The sequence below is a fragment of the Oerskovia paurometabola genome, assembly GCF_016907365.1.
GTDB classification, from domain to species: domain Bacteria; phylum Actinomycetota; class Actinomycetes; order Actinomycetales; family Cellulomonadaceae; genus Oerskovia; species Oerskovia paurometabola.
This window is the reverse complement of the sequence record NZ_JAFBBV010000001.1, coordinates 3,715,138-3,737,564: the sequence shown is the minus strand read 5'-3', so window position 1 is coordinate 3,737,564 and position 22,427 is coordinate 3,715,138. Positions and strand designations below refer to the sequence as shown.

The following is a 22,427-nucleotide window of genomic DNA, read 5'->3' as shown; positions in this document are numbered from 1 at the left end:
ACGCACCCCATCGACACCGAGGACGCCTCATGACCGGCTTCACCGTGCTCGACGACCCGGCAGGTTCCGCGGTCGCGCTCGACCCGGCGCACGCGCGCCGCCACCACGTCTCGACCGCCTCGACCCGCAGCACCCTGCCCGACGACGGCGGTCCCCTCGGGCACGCCGAGTTCCGGCTCGCGTCGCCCGACGTGGGCCTCGTCGCGCACGGTGTGCGCGACCGTCTCGACGTGCGGTCGTGGGACGGCCCGACCGTCGCGGCCGCGGCACGGGACCTCCTCGCGCGGGCGGCCTCGGCCCGCTGGGCCGGAGAGCCCGCCCCTGTCCTCGTGGGCACCATCCCGTTCGACTCCTCGCGTCCCGCGCACCTCGTCGTCCCGGCGCACCAGTCGTGGCAGTCACGGCAGCCCGCCGGGGGCGGACGAAGCGCCCACGGCACCGAGGGCGAGCACGGCACCCCCGCGACCCGACCCGTGCCCGCGCTGCTCGGACGCGACGACGCGGTCTTCCGTGCCGCCGTCGGGCGGGCGGTGGCCCAGCTCGAGGACGGCGTCGCCGAGAAGGTCGTCCTGGCGCGCACCCTCGACGTGTCCGCGCAGGGGCCGCTCGACCGTGGCGCGGTGCGGGCGGCGATGCGGCGCGCGAACCCGGACGCGTACGTGTTCGACGTCGAGCTGCCGGGCGACCAGGGGCACCTGGTCGGGGCGAGCCCCGAGCTCCTGGTCTCGGTACGCGACGGCGTGCTGCACAGCCACCCGCTCGCGGGGTCGGCGCCGCGCTCTGCCGACCCCGCGGAGGACCGTGCGACGGCCCAGCGGCTCCTGACCTCGGAGAAGGACCTGCGCGAGCACGCGTTCGTGACCGACGCGATCCGCGACGTGCTGCGCGGGTTCGTCGCCCACGAGGACGACCTGGACGTGCCGGCGACCCCGGAGCTCGTCGCGACGTCGCACCTGTGGCACCTCGGCACGCCCGTCAGCGCTCGCCTGAAGCCGGGGGTCTCGGTGCTCGACGTCGTCTACGCGCTGCACCCCACGCCCGCGGTCTGCGGGCACCCGCAGGCCGCGGCGCGCGAGCTCATCGGCTCGCTCGAACCGTTCGACCGCGGCTTCTACACGGGCCTCGTCGGCTGGGCGGACCAGGCCGGGAACGGCGAGTGGGCGATCGTGCTGCGCTGCGGTCTGGTGCGCGGCGCGGACGTGCGGCTGTTCGCGGGGGCGGGCGTCGTCGTCGGGTCCACGCCCGAGGGCGAGCACGCCGAGACCGCCGTGAAGTTCTCGACGCTGCTGTCCGCGCTGGGGAGCGTGTCGTGACGGCCGCCCCACGGGTGCGTCCCGCGCCCCACGTGCTCGACGGCGCCGTCCCCTACCCGGCCGAGACCGCCGACCGCTACCGTGCGGCCGGGTTCTGGACCGACCAGACGCTCGGCTCGCTCGTGCGCGACGCCGCGGCCGCACGGCCCGACGCGACCGCGCTCGTCGACGCGGCCCGCAGCCTGACCTACGCGGACCTGGACCGCGCGGCCGACGACCTCGCGCACGGCTTCGCGGCCCTCGGGCTGCGCAGGGGAGACCGTGTCGTCGTGCAGCTCCCGAGCGCGAGCGAGCTGGTCGAGGTGCTGGTCGCGCTCGGCCGGTCGGGCGTCGTGCCGGTCCTCGCGCTGCCCGCGCACCGGCGCACCGAGGTCGAGTACTTCGCGGCGCACACGGGCGCCGTCGCGCTCGTGACGAGCGGTGTCGAGGTGGGCTTCGACCACGCGGCCCTCGCACGCGAGGTCGCCGGGGCCGTGGCCTCGGTGCGGCACGTCGTGGTCGTGGGGGTCGCTCCGGCAGGTCCCGACGGGCGGCCGGACCCGTCCGGCGCGTTCTCCGCGCATGCGCTCGACGACCTGCGCCGATCGGACCTGACCACGGTCCGTGGGCCCTTCGAGGACGCCGCGCACCCGTCCGACGTCGTGCTCCTGCAGCTCTCGGGTGGGACCACCGGCACGCCCAAGCTCATCCCGCGCACCCACGCCGACTACCTGTACTCGGTGCGCGAGAGCGCACGGATCTGCGGCCTGGGCCCCGGCTCCACCTACCTCGCGACGCTGCCGGTCGCGCACAACTACGCCCTGACGTCTCCCGGCGTGCTCGGGGTCCTGCACGCGGGCGGGACCGTGGTCCTGTCCCCGCACGGCGCCCCGGACACGGCGTTCGCGCTCGTCGAGCGGCACCGCGTCACGCACGTGGCCCTCGTGCCGCCGCTCGCACACGTCTGGGCCGCCTCGCCGCTCGTCGCCACGCACGACCTCTCCTCGCTCCAGGTCCTCCAGGTCGGGGGAGCCAAGCTCGGGACGAGTGCCGCCGAACGGCTGCTCGCGGTCTTCGGGGACACGCTCCAGCAGGTCTTCGGCATGGCCGAGGGGCTCGTCTGCTACACCCGGGCGGGCGATGCGCGTGAGGTCGTCGTCAGGACCCAGGGGCGCCCGATCTCGCCCGCCGACGAGGTCCGGGTCGTGGACGACCACGACGAGCCGGTCGCCGACGGGCAGCCGGGGCACCTGCTGACCCGCGGTCCCTACACGATCCGCGGCTACTACCGGGCGCCCGAGCACGACGCCCGCTCGTTCACGGCCGACGGCTTCTACCGCACGGGCGACCTCGTGACGCGCGACGCCGACGGCTACCTCACGGTCGTCGGGCGCGCCAAGGAGCAGATCAACCGCGGGGGAGAGAAGGTCGCCCCCGCCGAGGTCGAGAACCACCTGCGCGCGCACCCCGACGTGCTCGACGTGAGCGTCGTCGGCGAGCCCGACGAGTACCTGGGCGAGCGTGCGGTCGCGCGCGTCGTGGTGCGCCCCGGGGCGGTCGCGCCGACCGGCCCCGTGCTGCGCAGGTTCCTGCGCGAGCGCGGCATCGCCGCCTACAAGATCCCCGACCGGTTCGAGTCCGTCGAGGCGCTCGCCACCACCGCGGTCGGCAAGGTCGACCGTGCCCACCCGGCCCCCGCTCCCGCGGCCGCCGGCACCGAACCCCGCACCCAGCCGTGGAGCCCGCGATGAGCAACCCGTCCCGCACGCAGGACCCCCGCCGCCCCGGGCACGACGTCGACGTCGACCTCCTGGGACTCGGCTTCGGGCCGTCCAACATGGCGCTCGCGATCGCGATCGAGGAGCACAACGCGAGCGGCCGTGCACCGCTGCGCGCGGTCTTCCACGAGCGCCAGGCCACGTCGCGCTGGCACCACGGGATGCTCTTCGAGGACGCCCACATGCAGGTCGCGTTCGCCAAGGACCTCGTGACGCTGCGCAACCCCACGAGCGACTACTCGTTCCTCGCGTTCCTGCACGAGCAGGGCCGCCTCGTCGACTTTCTCAACCGGGGCAGCTTCGCGCCGTTGCGCGTCGAGTTCGCGGCGTACCTGCGCTGGGCAGCGGCCCGCCTGGCGGGGTTCACGCGCTACGGCTCGTCGGTCGAGTCCGTGACGCCCGTGCGCGACGGCGGGCGGGTCGTCGCGTTCGACGTCACGGTCGCGGGCGAGCACGGCCAGAGCAGGACCAGGGCCCGCGACGTCGTCGTGGCCGCGGGCCTGCAGCCCCGTCTCCCGGCGGGCGTCGTCGAGTCCGGTCGGGTCTGGCACAACCAGCGCTACCTCGACCGCATCGCGCTCGTCGACCACGACGTGCGGCGCGCCGTGGTCGTGGGCGCGGGGCAGAGCGCGGCCGAGATCATGCTCGACCTCTACGACCGGTTCCCCGGCGCCGAGGTCCGCTCGGTGGCGCGCCGCTACGGCTTCTCGCCCTCGGACTCGACGCCCTACGCCAACTCGGTGTTCGACCCGGGCACGGTCGACGTCTTCTACGACGCCCCGCCCGCCGGGCGCGCGCAGCTCATGGCGCACCACCGCAACACCAACTACTCGGTCGTCGCCGAGGACACCATCCGCGCGCTGCACGAGCACGAGTACCGCGACCGGTGGCTCGGCCGGGAGCGCCTGCACTGGCACCGGTGCGCCGAGGTGCTCGACGTGCGGGACGCATCGGACGGCCCGGTGGCCCTGACGCTCGCCGAGAACCTCACGGGGACGACGACCGTCCTCGACGCGGACCTGGTCGTGCTCGCCACGGGCTACCGGCCCCTGGACCCGGCGACCCTGCTCGGCGGCACGACCGACCTGCTCGGTCGCGACGCCGACGGGGCCCTGGACCTGCACCGCGACCACCGTGCACGGCTCACCGAGCCCGCTGACGCCGGGCTCTACCTCGTGGGGCAGTCCGAGCACTCGCACGGTCTCAGCTCGACCCTGCTGTCCACGCTGGGCGTCCGCGCCGGAGAGGTGCTCGCGTCGGTCCTGGCCCGCCGAGCTGCGCCCGCCGTCCGTGCCGACGCGGTGGCCGTCCGATGAGCCTCACGACGACCGACCTGCGCGTCGGCTACGGCAAGCGCGACGTGCTCCAGGGCGTCGACCTCGAGATCCTCCAGGGCGAGCTCACGGTCGTCGTCGGGCCCAACGGCTGCGGCAAGTCGACCCTGCTGCTGTCCCTCGCCCGCATCCTGCGCCCCACGGCCGGGACCGTCGAGCTCGACGGGCTGGCCGTGACGTCGATGCCCCCGCGCGAGGTCGCCAGGCGGCTCGCCTTCCTGCCGCAGTCGCCGATCGGCCCCGACGGCATCCGGGTGCGCGACCTCGTGGCCCGTGGCCGCCACCCGCATCAGGGCTTCCTGCGCGCGCTGTCCGCCGAGGACCACCGGGTGATCGACGAGGTGCTCCTCGCGACCGACACGCTCGACCTGTCGACCCGGCGCGTGAGCGAGCTGTCGGGCGGGCAGCGTCAGCGCGTGTGGATCGCCATGGCCCTCGCCCAGGAGACCTCGCTGCTGCTGCTCGACGAGCCCACGACGTTCCTCGACATCGCGCACCAGATCGACGTCCTCGACACGTGCGCGCGCCTGCACGACGAGGGCCGCACGGTCGTCGCGGTCCTGCACGACCTCAACCTCGCCGTCCGGTACGCGACCCAGCTCGTCCTCATGAAGGACGGCGCGGTCGTGGCCCAGGGACGCCCCGCGGAGGTCCTGGACGCCGACGTCGTCCGGCACGTGTTCGGGATCCGCGCCCACGTCATGACCGACCCCGAGGGCTGGCCGCTCGTGGTCCCCGTCCGCTCCGACGTCCTGGCCAGGCGTCCGCCCGCGCGCACCGGCGCGCTCCGCGCCACCGGAGGAACCGCATGACGCACCCGACCCCGACACCCATCACGCGCGAGCAGGCCCTCGCGGACGTCGTCGACGTCCTGGGCGCGGGCGGCTCGGCCGCCCACGAGATCGGGCTCGACGACGACCTGACCGACCACGGGCTGGACTCGGTGCGGCTCATGGCCCTGCTCGAGCGCTGGCGCGCCGCGGGGCGGCCCGTCGAGTTCGCCCAGGTCGCGGTCGAGCCCACGCTGCGCGGCTGCCTGCGCGCGCTGGGCGTCGCCGCCTGAGGCGGGCCGCCCACACTGCCCCCGCACCACGTCCGCACCACGGACGAACACCGCACGACCCCGCCAGACCCATCCCAAGGAGAACCCCAGCATGTCCAGCACCCGAACCCTCACCACCGCGCGTGGCACCCGGACCTCCCGCGCCACCGCCTGGCTGCTCGTCCCGGCCCTCGCCGCGGTCCTCGCCGTGGGCGGGTGCGCGGGCGGCACGTCGGTGGCCGACGAGCCGCCCGGGTCCTCGGCCGAGGCCGGCACCCGCACGGTCGAGACCGCGTTCGGGAAGGTCGACGTCCCCGCGGACCCGCAGCGCGTCGTCGCGCTCGAGGGCGGCACGGGGCCGCTCCTCGAGGCGGGCATCGTGCCCGTCGCGACCGCGGACGGCGACTACGCCGACTCGTACCTGCCCGAGGAGTTCGAGCAGGTCGCGGACCTGCCGATCGTCATGGGCGCGGACGGCTGGGACTACGAGAAGATCGCTTCGCTGAGACCCGACCTCATCGTCGGGTTCGTGCGCGGCGGCAAGGAGGAAGAGCTCAGCGCCGAGAAGAAGGCCGACTTCGACAAGCTCTCCCAGATCGCCCCGACGGTCCTCATCCGTGCGACGGGCTCGGCGACCGTCAAGGACGCGTCGGTCGAGATCGCGTCGGCGCTCGGCGCCGGTACGGAGGCCGAGGCGACCAAGGCCGAGTACGAGGCCCGCGTCGCGGAGATCAAGGAGACCTACGGCGACGTCATCGCCGCCAACACGTTCGCGGGGCTCGACTCGTTCGAGGAGATCACGGTCTACTCGCAGATCTCGTGGATCGGCGGCATCCTCACCGACATCGGTGCGCCGCTGCCGGAGGTCGTGGCCGAGGAGAAGACCGAGAACGGCGCGTTCCTGTCCTACGAGCAGCTCGGCCAGGTCGCGGACGCGACCGTCGTGCTGACCGAGCAGACGGTCGACGGCCAGCCCGGACCCGGCGCCGAGGAGCTCGCGGCCGCCTCGACCTACCAGTCGCTGCCGGCAGTGACCGCAGGGCACGCGTACGGCATCCGCTACTTCTTCGCGGACCGCTACAGCCTGGCGCTCGACGTCCTCGACCAGCTCGAGGTCGTGCTCAAGGACCTCCAGGGCTGATGACGACGTCCTCCGCCCCCGACCTCGCGCCCCTCGACGTGGCCCCCGCCGTGCTCGCCGTGCCCGCAGGCCTTCCGCTCACGACCGCGCAGCTCGGCGTGATCGGCGCGCAGCTCGTGCGTCCCGACACGTCCGCGTTCGCGGTGGGTGAGGTCGTCGAGATCACGGGCGAGCTCGACACGGGTGTGCTGGCCCTCGCGGTCGAGCTGGTGGTCGGGGAGACGGAGGCGTTGCGGACGGCGTTCGTGGTGTCCGACGACGTCGCGCAGGTCGTCCATCCGGCCGGCGGGCCAGCGCTCACGAGCGCGCGCGCGGACGCCGCGACGGGGGGCCTGCGGGTCCTGGACCTGTCGGGGGTGCCCGGCGCCCGGGCCCGTGCGGCCGCTCTCGTCGAGACGGACCGCGCGCTGCCCTTCACGCTCGACGTCCCGGGCCTGGCCCGCCAGGCGGTCGTGCGCCTCGACGCCACGACCGTGTGGTGGTCCCTCGTGGTGCACCACGCGATCCTCGACGCGTACGGGATCACGCTCGTCGTGCGCCGCGTCGCGGAGGTCTTCACCGCGCTCACGTCGGGGCGTGAGGTGGGCCCGAGCCCGTTCGGGAAGGTCGCGGACGTGGTGGCCGAGGAGGCCCGGTACGCGGCGTCCCCCGAGCGGGAGCGGGACAGGGAGCACTGGGCCTCCCGGGTGGCTGACCTCGACGGCGGGCCGGGCAGCTTCAGCGAGGGGCCCGTGGGCACGGTCGGTCCGGAACCCGTCCCGGCCGACGCCGTGGTCCGCGTCGCGCACGACGTGGGCTGCGCCGTCGGGCCGCTCGAGGAGGTCGCCGCGCGCTCCGGTGCCGGCTGGCCCGACGTCGTCGCGGCCACCTTCGCGGTGCACCTCGCCCTCGTCGCGGGGCGCCGCCGCGTGGCCGTCGCGATGCCCGCGATGAACCGCATGCGGTCGGTCGCGGCGGTCGTGCCGACCGTGCGCGTCAACGTCCTGCCGGTCGTGGTCGACGTCGCGCCCGGGCAGCGCGTCGACGAGCTCGTGACGCAGGTGCGCGACCGCGTGGGCGAGCTGCGCCGCCACGGGCGCTACCCCGCCGAGCAGATCGCGCGCGACGCGGGCTCGGCCGTGACCGCGGCCGAGCTCAACGTCAAGCTCTTCGACCACGACCTGCGCTTCGGGGCCGCCGTCGGCCGCCTGCGCAACGTGGCCGAGGGACCGGTCGACGACCTCGCGGTCTCGGTCGTGCGCGTCCCCGGGCCGGACGGCGACGAGCTGCGCCTGGCGGGCACCGCGCCCGCCCGGCTCTTCACCGCGCCCGACGTCGCCGCGCGCCTGCGCGAGCTGGCCCATCTCCTGGAGAGCGTGGGGCGGGTCGCGCCCGGCGCGCGCGTGGGGGCCCTCGGCCTCGCGCCCGCGGCGGACGAGGACGCGATCGTGACCGGCTCGACCGGCCCCGCACTGCCCGGGGACCCGCCGCCGACCGCCGGCGCGCTGTTCGACCAGGCCGTGGCCGCACGCGGCGACGCCGTGGCGCTCGTCGCGCGCGAGACCTCGACGTTCAGCGCGCTCGACGAGGCCGTCGCGCACCTCGCCGGACGCCTGGTCGCCGCCGGCGCCCGCTCCGACACGCTCGTCGCGATCGACCTGCCGCGCGGCACCGACTACGTCGTGACGCTGCTCGCGCTGCACCGCTGCGGGGCCGCCGCACTGCTGCTCGACGACCGGAACCCGCCCGCGCGACGCCTCGCCCTCGTCGACCGGCACGAGGCGCGGATCGTCGTCGCCGACGTCACGGCCGCCGCCCCGTCCCTCCACGGCGGCGACGGCTCCCTGTGGACGGGGCGCGTCGTCGTCGGGCCGCGCGGGGACGCGTCCGCCCACGGGGCCGCGCCGCTGTGGCACGCGCTCGACGTGCCCCGCGACGCGCTCGCCTACGTCCTGCACACCTCCGGCTCCACGGGCGAGCCCAAGGCTGTCGGGATCAGTCACGGCGCGCTCGCGCAGTTCCTCGCCCACCACCAGGAGCACGTCGTGCCGCGTGCGGGACGTCGCCCGGCCCCGGCGCAGCGCGTCGCGCAGACCATGCCGCTCGTGTTCGACGGCTCGTGGGACACCCTGCTCACGCTGCTGCTGGGGCACGAGCTGCACCTGCTCGACGTCGAGCAGTACCGCGACCCCGGGACCCTCGCGGACCTCGTGGTCGAGCGCGGCATCCACCGTATCGACCTCACGCCCACCGTCATGTCGGCCGTCGTCGAGGCCGGGCTGTTCGAGCGCGACCACGTGCTGCGGACGGTGTCCGTGGGCGGCGAGGCCTGCCCGCCCGCGCTGTGGACCACGCTGCGCGCGCAGCCGGGCCTCGACGTCCTCAACCTCTACGGACCCACCGAGTACACGGTCGACGCCGTGGGCGCGACGGGTGACGACGCGGACCGGCCCGTGATCGGGCGCCCGCTCAGCGCCACGGCCGCCCTGGTGCTCGACCAGCACCTGCGCCCCGTGCCCGACGGCGTGGTCGGCGAGCTCTACCTCGCCGGCCCCCAGCTCGCGCGCGGCTACCTGCGCCGCCCCGACCTCACGGCCGAACGGTTCGTCGCGAACCCCTTCGGGGCGCCCGGGACGCGCATGTACCGGACGGGCGACCTCGCGCGCCGCGACGACGACGGCTTGCTGCACTACGTCGGCCGACGCGACCACCAGGTCAAGATCCGTGGGTTCCGCGTCGAGCCCGGCGAGACCGAGGCCGCGCTGCTCGCGCTGCCCGGCGTCGCTCAGGCGACCGTGCAGGCGCGCAGGTCCACGCTCGGGGCGCGCCTGGTCGCGTACGTCGTGGCCCCTGGGCTGGCAGGGGACGCGCTGCGCGCGGCGCTCGCGGACGCGCTGCCCGAGCACCTGGTGCCGTCGGTGGTCGTGGTGCTCGACGCGCTGCCGCTGACGACCAACGGCAAGCTCGACGTCGCGGCCCTCCCCGAGCACGCGACTCTCCGGCCGAGGGCGACGGACCCGCCCGCCGACGGTGACGGGAGCCCCCGCCGAGGGCGACCGGACCTCCCGCCGAGGGCGACCGACGTGTCCCTCGCGTTCGCCTCGGCCCTCGACAGCGGCCCCGTCCCGCCCGACGCCGACTTCTTCGCGCTCGGCGGCGACAGCATCCGCGCGATCCACGTCGTGGCACGCCTGCGCGACCAGGGGTGGCGGTCGAGCGTGCAGGACGTGTTCGAGCAGCGCACCGTCGCGGGCGTCGCGGCCCGGCTGCGGCCCCTCGAACCGGTCGCGCCGCCCCCCGCCCAGCCCGCACGGACGGCGCACGCCGCGAGCACCACCCCCTCGGACGCGGCAACCCCGCTCCTCGACCTCGCACCCGGCGACCTCGACCGCCTCGGCGCACTCCTCGGCGACCGCCGACGCACACGGAAGGCACGACCATGAGCTCGACCGAGGCCATCGAGGCCGTCTGGCCCCTCACCGCGCTGCAGCGTGCGCTGACCGCGCACGCGGGGCTCACCGACGGGACGGACCCGTACGTGGGTCAGACCCTCGTCGAGCTGCGGGGCCCGCTCGACGGCCCCGCCCTCGAACGCAGCCTCGACGCGCTCCTCGTGGCCCACCCGAACCTGCGCGCGGGCTTCGCGGTCGACGACGACCTGGACCCGGTCCAGTTCGTCCCCAGCCAGGCCACGGCCGAGGTCGTCTGGTACGACGCGGACGTCCCGGGCTCCGCCGGGGCCGGCGCGGCGGGCGGTGCCGGTGCGGCTCGCGGAGCCGACCGGGCCTTGCAGGACGCGACCCGTGCCGCGGCCGCGTCCGAGCGGTCGCTGCCGTTCGACCCGGCCGACCCGCCGCTGGTGCGGTTCGGGGTCGTGGTGCTGGGTGCCGAGCACCACGTGCTGGTCGTCACGAGCCACCACCTGGTGCTCGACGGCTGGTCCATGCCGTTGCTCGTGCGCGAGGTCGCGCGGCTCTACGGGGCCGAGCTCTCCGCCGAGGGCGACGCCCTCGCCCCCGCCCGAGGCCGGTTCGTCGACCACCTCGTGTGGTTGGGACGGCAGGACGCCGAGGCAGCACGTGCCCACTGGCGCGATGCCCTCGCCGACGTGGAACCCTCCGGGTGGCCCGTGGCCGCCGCGTGGACGACGACGGACCGAACCCCCGTGGACGCGTCCACGACCCACCGGACCCTCGACCCGACCACCGTCGAGGCGATCCGCGCGGGAGCCCGCGCCCAGGGCGTCACCTCGGCCACGCTCGTGCGCACCGCCTGGGGCCTGACCGTCGCGGCCCACGCCGGGTCGACCTGCGCGACCTTCGCCGTCCCGGTCGCCCTGCGCAGCCCCGAGGTCTCGCACGCCGACGAGATCGTCGGGATGCTCACCGAGTCGGTCGTGGCCCGGGTCGACGCCGACGCCGCCGCGACCCTCGGTGAGGCCGTCGCCGACCACGCCCGCCGGTGGAACGCCTCGTGGGACCACCAGCACGTCGGGCTGCGCGGCATCCAGACGGCGGCCGGGACCGAGACGCCCGTCGCGACGACGCTCGTGTCGTTCGAGCAGGCGCCCGGCGCAGGAGTGGTCGCGCCGACGGTCGTCGGCCTCGCCCCCGTGCACCTGCGCGTGCTCGCGACCCACGACGCCACCCACTTCCCCCTCGCGCTCGCGGTCGACGCCGGACCCGACACATGGGACCTCGCGCTCGACGCGCACACGGCCGCCTTCACGACGTCGGCCGCCGACGCTCTCCTCGCGACGTTCGAGCGGATCCTGCTCGCGATCGCCACGAACCCGGGGGCACGGGTCGCGAGCCTCGACCTGGTCCCGCGGCGTGCCGACGCCGCGGGCACGGCGGGGACGGCCCCCGCGTCGACCCGCCGCCCCGCCCTCGTGACCGAGGTCCTCGCCGGCTCGATCGCCCGTCACCCGGACGCGGGCGCGCTCGTCGTCGGGGACCGACGGTGGACGTTCGCCGAGCTCGACCTGGCGGTCACGCGCGCCGAGCGTCGCCTCACGGCGTGCGGGGCCCGGCCGGGCGACGCGCTCGCGATCGACCTGCCGCGCGACGAACGGATCGTGCACGTGATCCTCGCGGCCCTCCGCCGCGGCCTGGCCGTGACCCCCTTGCCGCACGGGGCCCCCGAGCGCCGGGCGCACGTCCTGCGGATCAGCGGCGCACGGCTCCTGTGGGACGAGGCCGGCCCGCGCCCCCTCGACGACGCGCACGTTCCCGTGCCCGCCCGCAGCGCGGCGGACGCAGCCGGGGCGAGCGCCGCCGTCGGGCCCGAGCTGCCGCCCGCCCCCGACGACGCCACCCTGCGCGCGTGCGTCGGCAGCATCATCTTCACGTCGGGCTCGACGGGCGAGCCCAAGGGGGTGGCCGTGGGGCAGGACGCGCTCGCGCACCTGCTCGAGCGGCACCGCACCGAGCTCTACCCGCCGGGCGAGCGCCTGCGCGTCGCGCACACCGCGGCGTTCTCGTTCGACGCGCACTACGACGCGTTCCTCGCGCTCGCCGCGGGGCACGAGCTGCACGTGCTCGACGAGGACGTGTTCCTCGACCCGGTCGCGCTGCGCGACTACGCGACCGAGCACGGGATCGACTACCTCGACTTCACGCCGACGGTCTGGGGTGCGCTGCTCGCGGGCGCCGAGTGGGCGCGCCTGCCGAGGATATGCGTCGTGGGCGGCGAGGCGTTCGGACCGGCGCTGTGGACGCGGATGCGCGCGCTCGCGGCGCCCACGGGCGCGCGCGTCGTCAACCTGTACGGGCCGACTGAGGCGACCGTCGACGCCCTCGCGGCGGACGTCGCGGACACGGTCGAGCCGGTCGTCGGGCGGCCCGTGGGACGCACGCAGGCCGTGGTGCTCGACGCCGCGCTGCGCGAGGTCCCCGCAGGCACCGTGGGCGAGCTGTATCTCGCGGGGCCGCAGCTCGCCGAGGCGTACCTGGGGCGCGCCGGGCTGACCGCGAGCCGCTTCGTCGCCCGTCCCGGCGGGGACCCGGGGGAGCGCATGTACCGCACGGGCGACCTCGCGCGCCGCGCCGAGGACGGCACCCTGAGCCTGCTGGGGCGCAACGACGACCAGATCTCGCTGCACGGGTTCCGGATCGAGCCGGGCGAGGTGGAGCAGGCGCTCGTCGCGCTCGAGGGTGTGGCGGAGGCCGCGGTCGTGCTCGCCGAGCACCCGCGCTGGGGTGCTCGGCTGGTGGCGTACGTGACGGGAGCCGGGCTCGACCCGGACGTTCTGCGGGCCGCGGCGGCCGAGCGTCTCGCGCGGCACCTCGTCCCGACCGCGTTCGTCGTGCTCGACGCCCTTCCGCTGACGCGTCACGGCAAGCTCGACCGCCGTGCGCTGCCCGCGCCCGAGTGGCACGGGTCGCGGACGTCCGGTGGTGGGACCGGCGGCCCCGCGCCCGCCGGGCGCCCCGCTGCCGAGCCGACGCCCCTGGAGGCCCAGGTCCACGCGGCCGCCGCGCGCGTCCTGGGCGGGGACGGTGTGGGCCTCGACGAGAGCTTCTTCGCCGCGGGCGGCGACAGCATCGACGCGCTCCAGCTCATCGCCGCGCTGCGCCGCGAGCGGCTCGTCCTCTCGCCCGCGGACCTGTTCGCGGCGCGCACGCCGCGCGAGATGGCGCGGCGCGCCCGGCCCGACGACGCCGCGAGCGCGGGAGGGTCCGTCGCCTCGGGCGCCGGGGCGGGTGCGGGTGGCGCCGCCGACGTGCTCGTGGCACTGACCCGCGTGCAGTCCGCCGCGTTCGACGAGCACGTGCGCGCGGGGGTACCGGGCGCGACGCGCGTCGTCGACGTGCTGCCCCTGACCCCGACCCAGCTCGGCATGGTCGCCGAAGGCGCGCGCGACGCGGCCGACGCCTACCGCACCACGACCCGGTTCACCGTGACCGGGCTCGGCGACGACGGGACCGCGCGGGTCGCGGACGCCGTGCAGGCGCTCGTGCGCCGCCACCCGAACCTGCGCGGCGGGGTGCTCCAGCTCGACCTGCCCGCGCCGGTGTTCTTCGTGCCCGACGTCGTCGTGGTGCCGGTCTCCGCGCGCGACGCGCGGGGGCTCGACCGTGCGGCGCTGGCCGCACTGCTCGACGAGGTGGACCTCACCGAGCGTTCGCGGCTGGGCGACCTGTCGTCGGCACCGCTCGTGTCGGGCGCGGTCGTGCGGACGGGCGAGGACGAGCACGTGCTCGTCCTCGCGATGCACCACCTGCTGACCGACGGCTGGTCGGTGCCGCTCCTGGCGGCCGATCTGCGGAAGGCTCTCACGTCGGACGCTGCGTCGGACGGGACGGCGGCCGCCCGGGCGGGCCGCGCGGAGACGAGCGAGCCGACCTTCCGTGACTACCTGACGTGGCTGCGCGACGCGGAGTCCACCCGTGCCGAGGTCGAGGCCCTGTGGCGGGCGGAGCTCGACGGGTTCGAGGAGCCGTCGCTGCTGGGTGTGCTGCCCGCCCCCGCGCCGACGGCGACTGTCTCGCCCGCCGACGGTGACGCACGCGTCGTCACGACGCTCCCCACGGGAGGCGACGGACTGCGGGAGGCTGCTCGTCGCGCCGAGGTCACGCCCGCGACCGTCGTCCAGACGGCATGGGGCCTCGTCGTCGCAGCACTGACGGGGCGTTCCGAGGCCGTCGTGGGCTCGACGGTCGCCGGACGCCCGACCGCCCTGGACGGAGCGGACCGCATCATCGGGATGTTCGTGAGCTCGTCGCCCGTCCGTGTCCCGGCGGGGACGCACCTCACCGCCGACGCGCTGCTCCAGGACGTCCAGGCGCGTCAGGCTCGGCTGCTCGACGCCCATCACGTGGGCCTGCCGTCGATCGCGCGGATCGCCGGTCATGCGCTGTTCGACTCCCTCGTGGTCGTCGAGAGCTACCCGCGCGGGACCGCTGCGGTCACCGTCGGCGGGCAAGGGCGTCACCCTCGGCCCGTCGACCGGCCCGTCGACGTCGTCCCCACCGGTGGTCACGACGCGACGCACTACCCCGTGACCGTCACGGTCCTGCCCTCCGCGGACGGTGGTCTCGCGATCGAGATCGAGGAGCGTCCCGGCACGCTCGACCCGGCCGTGAGCGCCGTCCTTCCGGCGGCGCTCACCGCAGCGGTCGAGCACCTGGCCCGCGGCGGCACCCTCCCGAGCGCCCACGCCCTCGTCGGCGAGGTGCGGGTCCCGCGGCCGGCCCCCGCCGAGGCCCGCGCCGGGTCGCGTCCCGCACCCCGGGCCGAGCCCCGCACCCACGCCCAGTGGGACGCGAGCGCGCGGGTGAGCACCGCCGTCTGGCCGGGCGACCCCCTGGCGGACGAGCGCACCGAGCGTGTCCGTGCCGAGATCGCCCGCGTCCTGGGCCTCGACGTCGGACCGGCGACCGACTTCTTCGCCGCGGGCGGCGACAGCATCAGCGCGATGCAGCTCGTCGGGGCGCTGCGTGGTCGGGGGCTGGTCGTGACGGTCGGGGCGGTCTTCGCGGGCCGCGACGCGGCGGGGATCGCAGGCGCAGCGACCGAGGTCGCACCCGCGCCCGCGCGACCGACGGCCCGCACCGCAGCGGTCACCGAGTCGGGCGACCTGTCTCTCACCCCCGCGCTCGCGTGGCTCCTGGAGACCGGGGGCGATCACGGCGGGTTCGTCCAGGTGCGTGTCCTGCGGACTCCTCCAGACCTCACCGAGGGCGTGCTGCGGGCGGCGCTCGCGGCCCTGGTGGAGGCCCACGGCGCACTGCGACTCGTGGTGCACGACGGCGCCGCGCACGTCCTCGACGCGACCGCGCCCGCCGTCGTGGCCGGGACGGGCGACGTGCTGCGCGTGACCGACGACGGGCTCGACGAGGCGTTGCGCGCCGCAGCCGCCGAGATCGACCCGGCGACGGGCCGCGTGCTCCGCGCGGTCTGGGAGCGGGGGGCGCGCGAGCTCGCGCTCGTGGCGCACCACGTCGCGGTCGACGCGGTGTCGTGGCGCATCCTCGTGGACGACCTGCGGACGCTTGCGGCGGGCGGTGTCCTTCCTCCCGCGTCGGCGAGCCTGCGCGCCGCGGCGACGGCCATGCAGCACGAGGCCGCGGACCGTGCGGGCGAGCTGCCCGCGTGGGTCGACGTGCACTCGGGCGAGGCCGTCTTGCTGACGGCTCGACCGCTCGACCGGGCGCGCGACACGGTGTCCAGCGCTCGTGAGGTCGTCGTACGTCTCGGTGCGGACGACACCCGGCTCCTGCTCGGCCTGGCCCCCGAGCACCGCACGGACCACGTGCTGCTCGCGGCGCTGTCGCTCGCGGCGGCGGACGTGTCGGCTGTCGACGCGGCAGCCGCCGACGCGGCGGCGGGTTCGGCGCGAGGCGGCCGGGACCTCGTGGTCGAGACCGAGGGGCACGGGCGACGCCTCGACGGCGAGGGCCCGGACCTGTCGCGCACGCTCGGCTGGTTCACGACGACCTGGCCGCTGCGCCTGCACGCCGCGCCGGGCGTCACGCCGACCGCGCACCTGCGGGCCACGGCCCGTCAGGCCGCGGCGATCCCGGGAGACGGGCGGGCGTACGGCCTGCTGCGACACCTGGCGCCGGGCACGTCGGCGGCGTTGCGCGACGCGGCGGCGGCCTGCCCGCCGCAGGTCCTCGTGAACTACCTGGGGCGTGAGACGGAGAGCGCCGACGACTGGGGCGGTGCGGCCGACGCCGCGCACGTCGAGTCCGCGCTCGACCTGCACGCCGACCTGCCGCTGTCGCACCCGGTCGAGCTCAACGCGTACGTGGCCGACGGCGCTGACGGGCCCGAGCTCGTGGCGCGCTGGCTCCTGGCCCCCGCGGTGTCCGGGCGCGGTGCGGCGTCACCGTCGGCGGGCACGCCGGTCACCGTCGGCGAGAGCGCAGGCCCGGTGGGCGAGGTGCTGGTCGAGGCGTGGCTCGGGCGGCTGCGCGGGCTCGTCCGCGGGGCCGTCGCCGAGGCCGACCCCGCAGAGGGCGCGGCGACGACGCTCCCGACGGGGGCTCCCTGGCCGCTCACGCCCGTGCAGCGCGGCATGGTCCTGCACGCCCTGGAAGCACCGGTCGACCGGTACTCGAGCGCGATCGACGTGGGCCTCGACGGCCCGCTCGACGTCGCCGCGCTGCGCGTCGCCGCGGCCGACGTCCTCGCGGCCCACCCGCAGCTCCGCCTCGCGGTCGCGGCCCGCGGCCCGCAGGACGTGGGCCTGGTCGTCACGGACGTCACCGAGGTCCCGCTGCGCGAGGTCACGCTGCCCGACGACGTCGCTCACCCCGACGCCGTGCGCCGCGCGCTCGACGAGATCGTGGCCGACGAGCTCGACCGGCCCTTCGACCTCGCGCGCCCGCCGCTGCTGCGGCTCGTCGTCGTCCGGGTCGGTTCCCACGAGGGTGCCCGGCACCGGCTCGTCGTGACCAACCACCACGTGCTGCTCGACGGCTGGTCGGTGCCGTTCCTCGTCGACCTCCTGCTGGGGGCGTACGTGCGGCGCGTCGGTGCACCCGCGGGAGCGACGCCGTCGGGCAGCGGACCGACGACGCGCCCGACCGGGCTCGTCCCGCCGACGCCGAGCACCGCGTGGCAGCTCTCGCGGCGCCTCGCGCGGCGCGACGCCGGCGCGGTCGCGGTGTGGCGAGACGCCCTCGCCGGGGCACGGCCCGTCCGGGTGGCCGAGCCCGAGGACACGGGCGAGCGGCCGGCCGTGCTGCACGCGGCCCCCGAGGGCCTGGGCGCGCGGCTCGTCGCCGCCGCACGCGCCGCGCAGGTCACGACGGCCGACGTCGTGACCTCGGCCTGGGGGCTCGTGCTCGCGGCCCTCACGGGGGAGCGCGACGTCCTCACGGGGACGACCGTCGCCGGGCGGCCCGCGGAGATCGAGGGCGCGCACGAGGTGCTCGGGATGTTCGTCAACACGGTGCCCGTGCGGATCGCGGTCGGGGGGCCGGAGGACAGCACGACCGGGACCCTCGCGGACCTGGTCCGCTCGGTCCACGAGCGGCAGGCGCGCCTGCGCGACGTCGACCACGTCGCGCTCGCGGACGTGCAGCGCGCGCTCGCGGTCGGCGAGCTGTTCGACACGCTGCTCGTGGTCGAGAACTACCCGCGCGACGCCGACGCCCAGCCGGGCGCCGGGGCCGGGCTGCGGATCACCGACGTCCAGGGCGACGACCGCACGCAGTACCCGCTCGCGCTGACCGTCGACGCGTCCGAGGGGCTGGTCGTGCAGCTCGACCACCTGGCGTCGGTGCCCGCCGAGCGGGCGGGCGCGGCGCTCGCGGCCGTCGTCGAGGTGCTCGGGCTGCTGGCCGACGCCCCGTCGACGCCGGTCGAGGACGTGCTGGCCGGGCTCGCGGAGCGGTACCCGGCGTTGCGCGAGCGCGCGTCGGCGGGGCCGCTCGGGGCCGAGGGCTCCACGGTGGACGCGCCGGAGGGCGCGCCCGTCGCCCCACCGGTCCTCGTCGTGCGCGAGATCTTCGCCGAGGCCCTGGGCGTGCGGCGGGTGGCCGACGACGACAACTTCTTCGCGCTGGGCGGCGACTCGATCGTCGCGATGAAGGTCACGACGATGCTCCGCGCGCGGGGCTGGACGGTCGACCCGCGGTCGGTGTTCGCGGCGCCGACCCCGGCCGCGCTCGCGCTGCGGGCCCGCCCCGCCGCCGTCCCCACCGCCGACGTGTCAGGACCAGCGAGCCCTCGGGACCTCGCTGGTCCTGACAGCTCCCCGCACGTCTCCCCGCTCCTCGCGCTGTCCGCGGGCGAGCTCGGCGACCTCGACGACCTGATGAGGAACCTGACATGACCACGACCGACGAGCGCACGGCCCCCGCTCCCACGATCGCCGAGGTGCTGCCCCTGGCCCCGCTCCAGGAGGGCCTGCTCTTCCACGCGGTCTCGGAGGACACGGGCCTCGACGTCTACACCATGCAGTCGACCTACCGGTTCCCGGGCGGCGTCGACGAGCAGGCCATGCAGCGGGCGTGCGAGTCGCTCCTGCGGCGCCACGCGGTCCTGCGAGCGGGCTTCGCGCACGAGCGCTTCGCGCGCCCGGTGCAGTTCGTGCCGACCGCGGTCACGGTCCCGTGGCGTGTCCAGGACCTCTCCGACCTCGGGGTCGCCGCGCGCGCCGACGCCCTCGACCGGCTCCAGTACGACGAGCGCCAGCGCCGCTTCACGATGGACCGCCCGCCGCTCATCCGCTTCGTGCTCGTGCGGCTCGGCGAGCAGGGGGCCGCGCTCGTCGTGACGAACCATCACATCCTGCTCGACGGCTGGTCCGACGCGCTGCTCGTGACCGAGCTCCTGCGGCACTACGCCGCGGGCGGTGAGGACACGAGCCTGCCGCCCGCCCCGCAGTTCCGCGACTACCTCGCGTGGGTCGCGGCGCAGGACGACGACGCGGCGGCGGGCGCGTGGGACGTCTCGCTGTCGGGCCTCGCGGAGGGGACGCTCGTCGCGCCGCCGGACCCGCGCCGTCGGGCGTCGATGCCCGACGTCGTCGAACGGGACCTCGACCCGACCCTCTCCCTCGCCGTGCTCGCCCTCGCGCGCACGTGCGCGGTGTCGGTCAGCACGGTCTACTCGGCCGCGTGGGCGCTCGCGCTGCGATCGGTCACGGGGCGCGACGACATCGTGTTCGGCAGCACCGTCTCGGGTCGCCCGCCTGCGCTCGCGGGGGTCGAGGACATGGTCGGGCTGTTCCTCAACACCGTGCCCGTGCGCCTCGCGACGCGCCCCGGCGAGCCGTTCCGCGACCTGGTGCGCCGCTTCCAGTCCGAGCAGGCCGAGCTCATGGACCACCACCACGTGAGCCTGGGCGAGCTCCAGCGCCGGGCGGGCGTCGGGACGCTGTTCGACACGCTCTACGTCATGCGCAACACGCCCGAGGACGACGCCGAGCTCGACCGCCTCAGCGCGTCCGTGGGCCTCGAGGACGTCGAGGGCGGCGACGCCACGCACTACCCGCTGACGTTCGTGGTGCACCCCGGGCAGCCGTACCGGCTGATCCTGTCGCACCGTTCCGACGTCGTGGACGCCACCCGGGCGAGCGCCCTGCTCGACCAGGTCGAGGCGGTCCTGCGCCGCGCGGTGGGGGAGCCGGGCGCGCCGGTCGCCCGGGTCGCCGCGGTGCCCGACGACGTCGCGCCCCTCCTCCTGTCACGCGGGGTCCGCGCAGCGCAGGACGTGGGCGACGACTCGCTCCTCGACCTGCTCTACCGGGCCGTCGCGGCCCACCCGCGGCGCACCGCGCTTGTCCACGGCACCGACTCGGTGACGTTCGCCGCTCTGGGGTCGCGTGTCGACACGCTCGCGCGCGCGCTGGTCGCGGCCGGTACCGGGCCGGAGGACGTCGTGGCGCTCGCGGTGCCGCGCGGGATCGACTTCGTCGTCGCCCTGTTCGCGACGCTGCGGGCCGGGGCGGCGTACGTGCCGCTCGACGCCGCGCACCCGGCCGAGAGGTTGTGCGCGATCGTCGAGGCGGCCGGTGCCCGCGCCGTGGTGCTGGACGAGTCGTTCGGTGGGCTCGTGGGGCCGGCGCTCGCTGGCCGCGCGGTCGTGCCGACGGTGACGCACGCGTCCCCCGAGGGTGACGCGACCCCGGCCCGCGGTGACGACCCGTGGCCCGCCTACCGCCACGACCGCCTCGCGTACGTCATGTACACGTCCGGCTCGACGGGCGCGCCCAAGGGGGTGGCGATCGAGCACGGCGGGCTGGTCAACATGCTGCGCAACCACCGGGCGGAGATCTTCGAGCCGCTCGTCGCCTCCCGCCCGGCCGCGCTCCGCGAAGAGCCGGTCCGGGTCGCGCACACGGTCTCGTTCGCGTTCGACATGTCGTGGGAGGAGCTGCTGTGGCTCGTCGACGGCCACGAGGTGCACCTGCTCGACGAGGCCGTGCGACGCGACCCGCACGCCATGGCGACGTACTGCGCGGCGGAACGGATCGACGTCGTCAACGTGACGCCCTCGGTGTGCTCGGCGCTCCTCGCGGAGGGGCTGCTCGACGAGGGCCGGTACCGCCCGAGCCTCGTGCTGCTGGGAGGCGAGGCGGTGGGCGCGGAGGTGTGGGACGCGATCGTCGCCACCCCGGGGACGCGCGGCTACAACCTGTACGGCCCCACCGAGTACACGATCAACACGCTCGGCGGCGGCACCGACGAGAGCCGGCGCCCGACCGTCGGGCGTCCCATCGCCAACACGTCGGTGTACGTCCTGGACTCGGGGCTCGCGCCCGTGCCGGACGGCACGCCGGGCGAGCTGTACGTGAGCGGGATCGGGCTGGCCCGCGGGTACCACGGGGAGCCCGGTCTGAGCGCCGAGCGGTTCGTCGCGGACCCCTTCGGTACGCCGGGCGCGCGCATGTACCGCACGGGCGACGTGGTGCGCCGCAGGCCCGACGGGCAGCTCGACTTCCTGGGCCGCAGCGACGGCCAGGTCAAGATCCGCGGCTACCGCGTCGAGCCGGGGGAGTCGCAGGCCGTGCTGGCACGCGACCCGCGCGTCGCGCAGTGCGCGGTGGTCGCGCGCCGGGGCGCCGGGGGCGGGCACGTCCTCGTGGGCTACGTGGTGCTCGCCGCCGGTGCCGAGACCTCTGCCGGTGACACGATCCTGGCGGACGTCCTGCGGACCGTGCGCCGAACGGTTCCCGACCACCTGGTCCCCTCGGCCCTCGTCCCGCTCGACGAGCTGCCGCTGACGCCGCACGCCAAGCTCGACGTCCGGCGCCTGCCCGCTCCCGACCTCACGCGCGCGGGCGGGCGCGAGCCCCGGACCGACCTCGAGCGCGAGCTGTGCGCGATCTTCGCCGAGGTCCTGGGTGTGACGACCTTCGGCGCCGACGACGACTTCTACGCCGCGGGGGGCCACTCGCTCCTGGCGATGCGTGCGGTCTCGATGGTCCGCACGCGACTGGGGCGCCCGCTCGGCGTCGGCGTCCTCGTCACCGCCCCGACGGTCGAGGCGATCGTCGCGCACTGGGACGCCCCGGAGACCGCCCCGTTCGCCGGCACGCTCACGCTGCGCGCCCCCTCACCCGGCAGCGAGGCGGCACCCCTCTTCTGCCTCGCCCCGGCGGGCGGCCTCGGGTGGTCCTTCGCCTCGCTCGTCCCGCACGTCCCGGCCGGGACGGCGGTGCACGCGCTCCAGTCGCCGCGTCTCGCCGGGCCCGACGGTGCCCCCTCCTCGCTCGTCGACCTCGCCGAGCAGACGGTCCGGGCGGTGCGCGAGGTGGCGCCGCGCGGGCCTTACCACCTGCTCGGCTACTCGTTCGGTGCCCACCTGGCTCACCTCGTGGCGACCCGCCTGCAGGAGGCCGGGGACGTGGTCGAGAGCCTGACGATGCTCGACGCCGAGGCCGTCGGGCCGGGGGTGGGCGGCGCCGTCGGGCCGGACGGGGACCCTCGGCCGGGGAGCTCGTCGCCGTCGGCGGGGGACGCCGAGGTCGACGCCCTGCGGTCGCTGCTCGCCGCGGGCGGCGCCGACCCCGACCTGTTCTCCGCGCCCACGCGAGACGACGTCCTCGACGTCCTGGCCGACGCGCCCGGCGCGTGGGGCGACCTCGACGAGGACGGGCTCGCCGCCGTCGTCGACACGTACCTGTACTCGTGCGACCTCATGGTCCAGGCCCGCTACACGCCGTTCCGCGGAGACCTGCTGCTGTTCACGGCGCAGGAGGGTGCCGACCGCCACGACCTCACGGCCCAGCGCGACGCCTGGGCCCCGCACGTGACCGGCACCGTGACCCAGCACGCGGTCCTCGCGGGCCACCACGACATGGTGTCGCCCGCGGCGATCGGCCAGCTCGGCCCGGTCCTCGCCCGCCACCTCACCCAGGCCCCTGCGGCCACCCGACCCAGCACCGACGAGAGGCACTGA

The 22,427-nt window shown here is 76.2% G+C and carries 9 protein-coding genes; all 9 read left to right on the top strand.

Annotated elements, in window-relative coordinates:
• Positions 1-29: 29 nt before the first annotated feature.
• The 9 genes from JOD48_RS16625 to JOD48_RS16585 all read left to right on the top strand — a co-directional run bounded on the left by JOD48_RS16625 (position 30) and on the right by JOD48_RS16585 (position 22,427).
• Entirely contained in the window at positions 30-1,313 is a 1,284-nt protein-coding gene (locus tag JOD48_RS16625) for an isochorismate synthase (protein ID WP_204809842.1), read from the top strand.
• Positions 1,310-3,043: a (2,3-dihydroxybenzoyl)adenylate synthase gene (locus JOD48_RS16620; RefSeq protein WP_204809841.1), complete on the top strand. Its 1,734-nt coding sequence runs from the start codon at positions 1,310-1,312 to the stop codon at positions 3,041-3,043. The genes JOD48_RS16625 and JOD48_RS16620 overlap by 4 nt, the downstream gene beginning before the upstream one ends.
• Complete coding sequence (locus JOD48_RS16615) at positions 3,040-4,386, top strand: lysine N(6)-hydroxylase/L-ornithine N(5)-oxygenase family protein (RefSeq protein WP_204809840.1); 1,347 nt, start codon at positions 3,040-3,042, stop codon at positions 4,384-4,386. Before JOD48_RS16620 ends, JOD48_RS16615 begins: the two co-directional genes overlap by 4 nt.
• Complete coding sequence (locus JOD48_RS16610; RefSeq protein ID WP_204809839.1) at positions 4,383-5,216, top strand: ABC transporter ATP-binding protein; 834 nt, start codon at positions 4,383-4,385, stop codon at positions 5,214-5,216. The genes JOD48_RS16615 and JOD48_RS16610 overlap by 4 nt, the downstream gene beginning before the upstream one ends.
• Entirely contained in the window at positions 5,213-5,467 is a 255-nt protein-coding gene (locus tag JOD48_RS16605; RefSeq protein WP_191789528.1) for a phosphopantetheine-binding protein, read from the top strand. The genes JOD48_RS16610 and JOD48_RS16605 overlap by 4 nt, the downstream gene beginning before the upstream one ends.
• Before the next feature lie 91 nt (positions 5,468-5,558).
• A complete protein-coding gene (locus tag JOD48_RS16600) occupies positions 5,559-6,587 on the top strand; it encodes an ABC transporter substrate-binding protein (RefSeq protein ID WP_204809838.1) in 1,029 nt (342 codons plus the stop codon).
• A complete protein-coding gene (locus JOD48_RS16595; protein WP_204809837.1) occupies positions 6,587-10,009 on the top strand; it encodes a non-ribosomal peptide synthetase in 3,423 nt (1,140 codons plus the stop codon). The genes JOD48_RS16600 and JOD48_RS16595 overlap by 1 nt, the downstream gene beginning before the upstream one ends.
• Positions 10,006-18,354 (top strand): condensation domain-containing protein, encoded by an 8,349-nt coding sequence (locus JOD48_RS16590; protein WP_204809836.1) that lies wholly within the window; start codon positions 10,006-10,008, stop codon positions 18,352-18,354. The genes JOD48_RS16595 and JOD48_RS16590 overlap by 4 nt, the downstream gene beginning before the upstream one ends.
• Positions 18,351-22,427 carry a non-ribosomal peptide synthetase gene (locus JOD48_RS16585; RefSeq protein ID WP_204809835.1) on the top strand — a complete coding sequence of 1,359 codons (4,077 nt, stop codon included), beginning with the start codon at positions 18,351-18,353 and terminating at the stop codon, positions 22,425-22,427. Before JOD48_RS16590 ends, JOD48_RS16585 begins: the two co-directional genes overlap by 4 nt.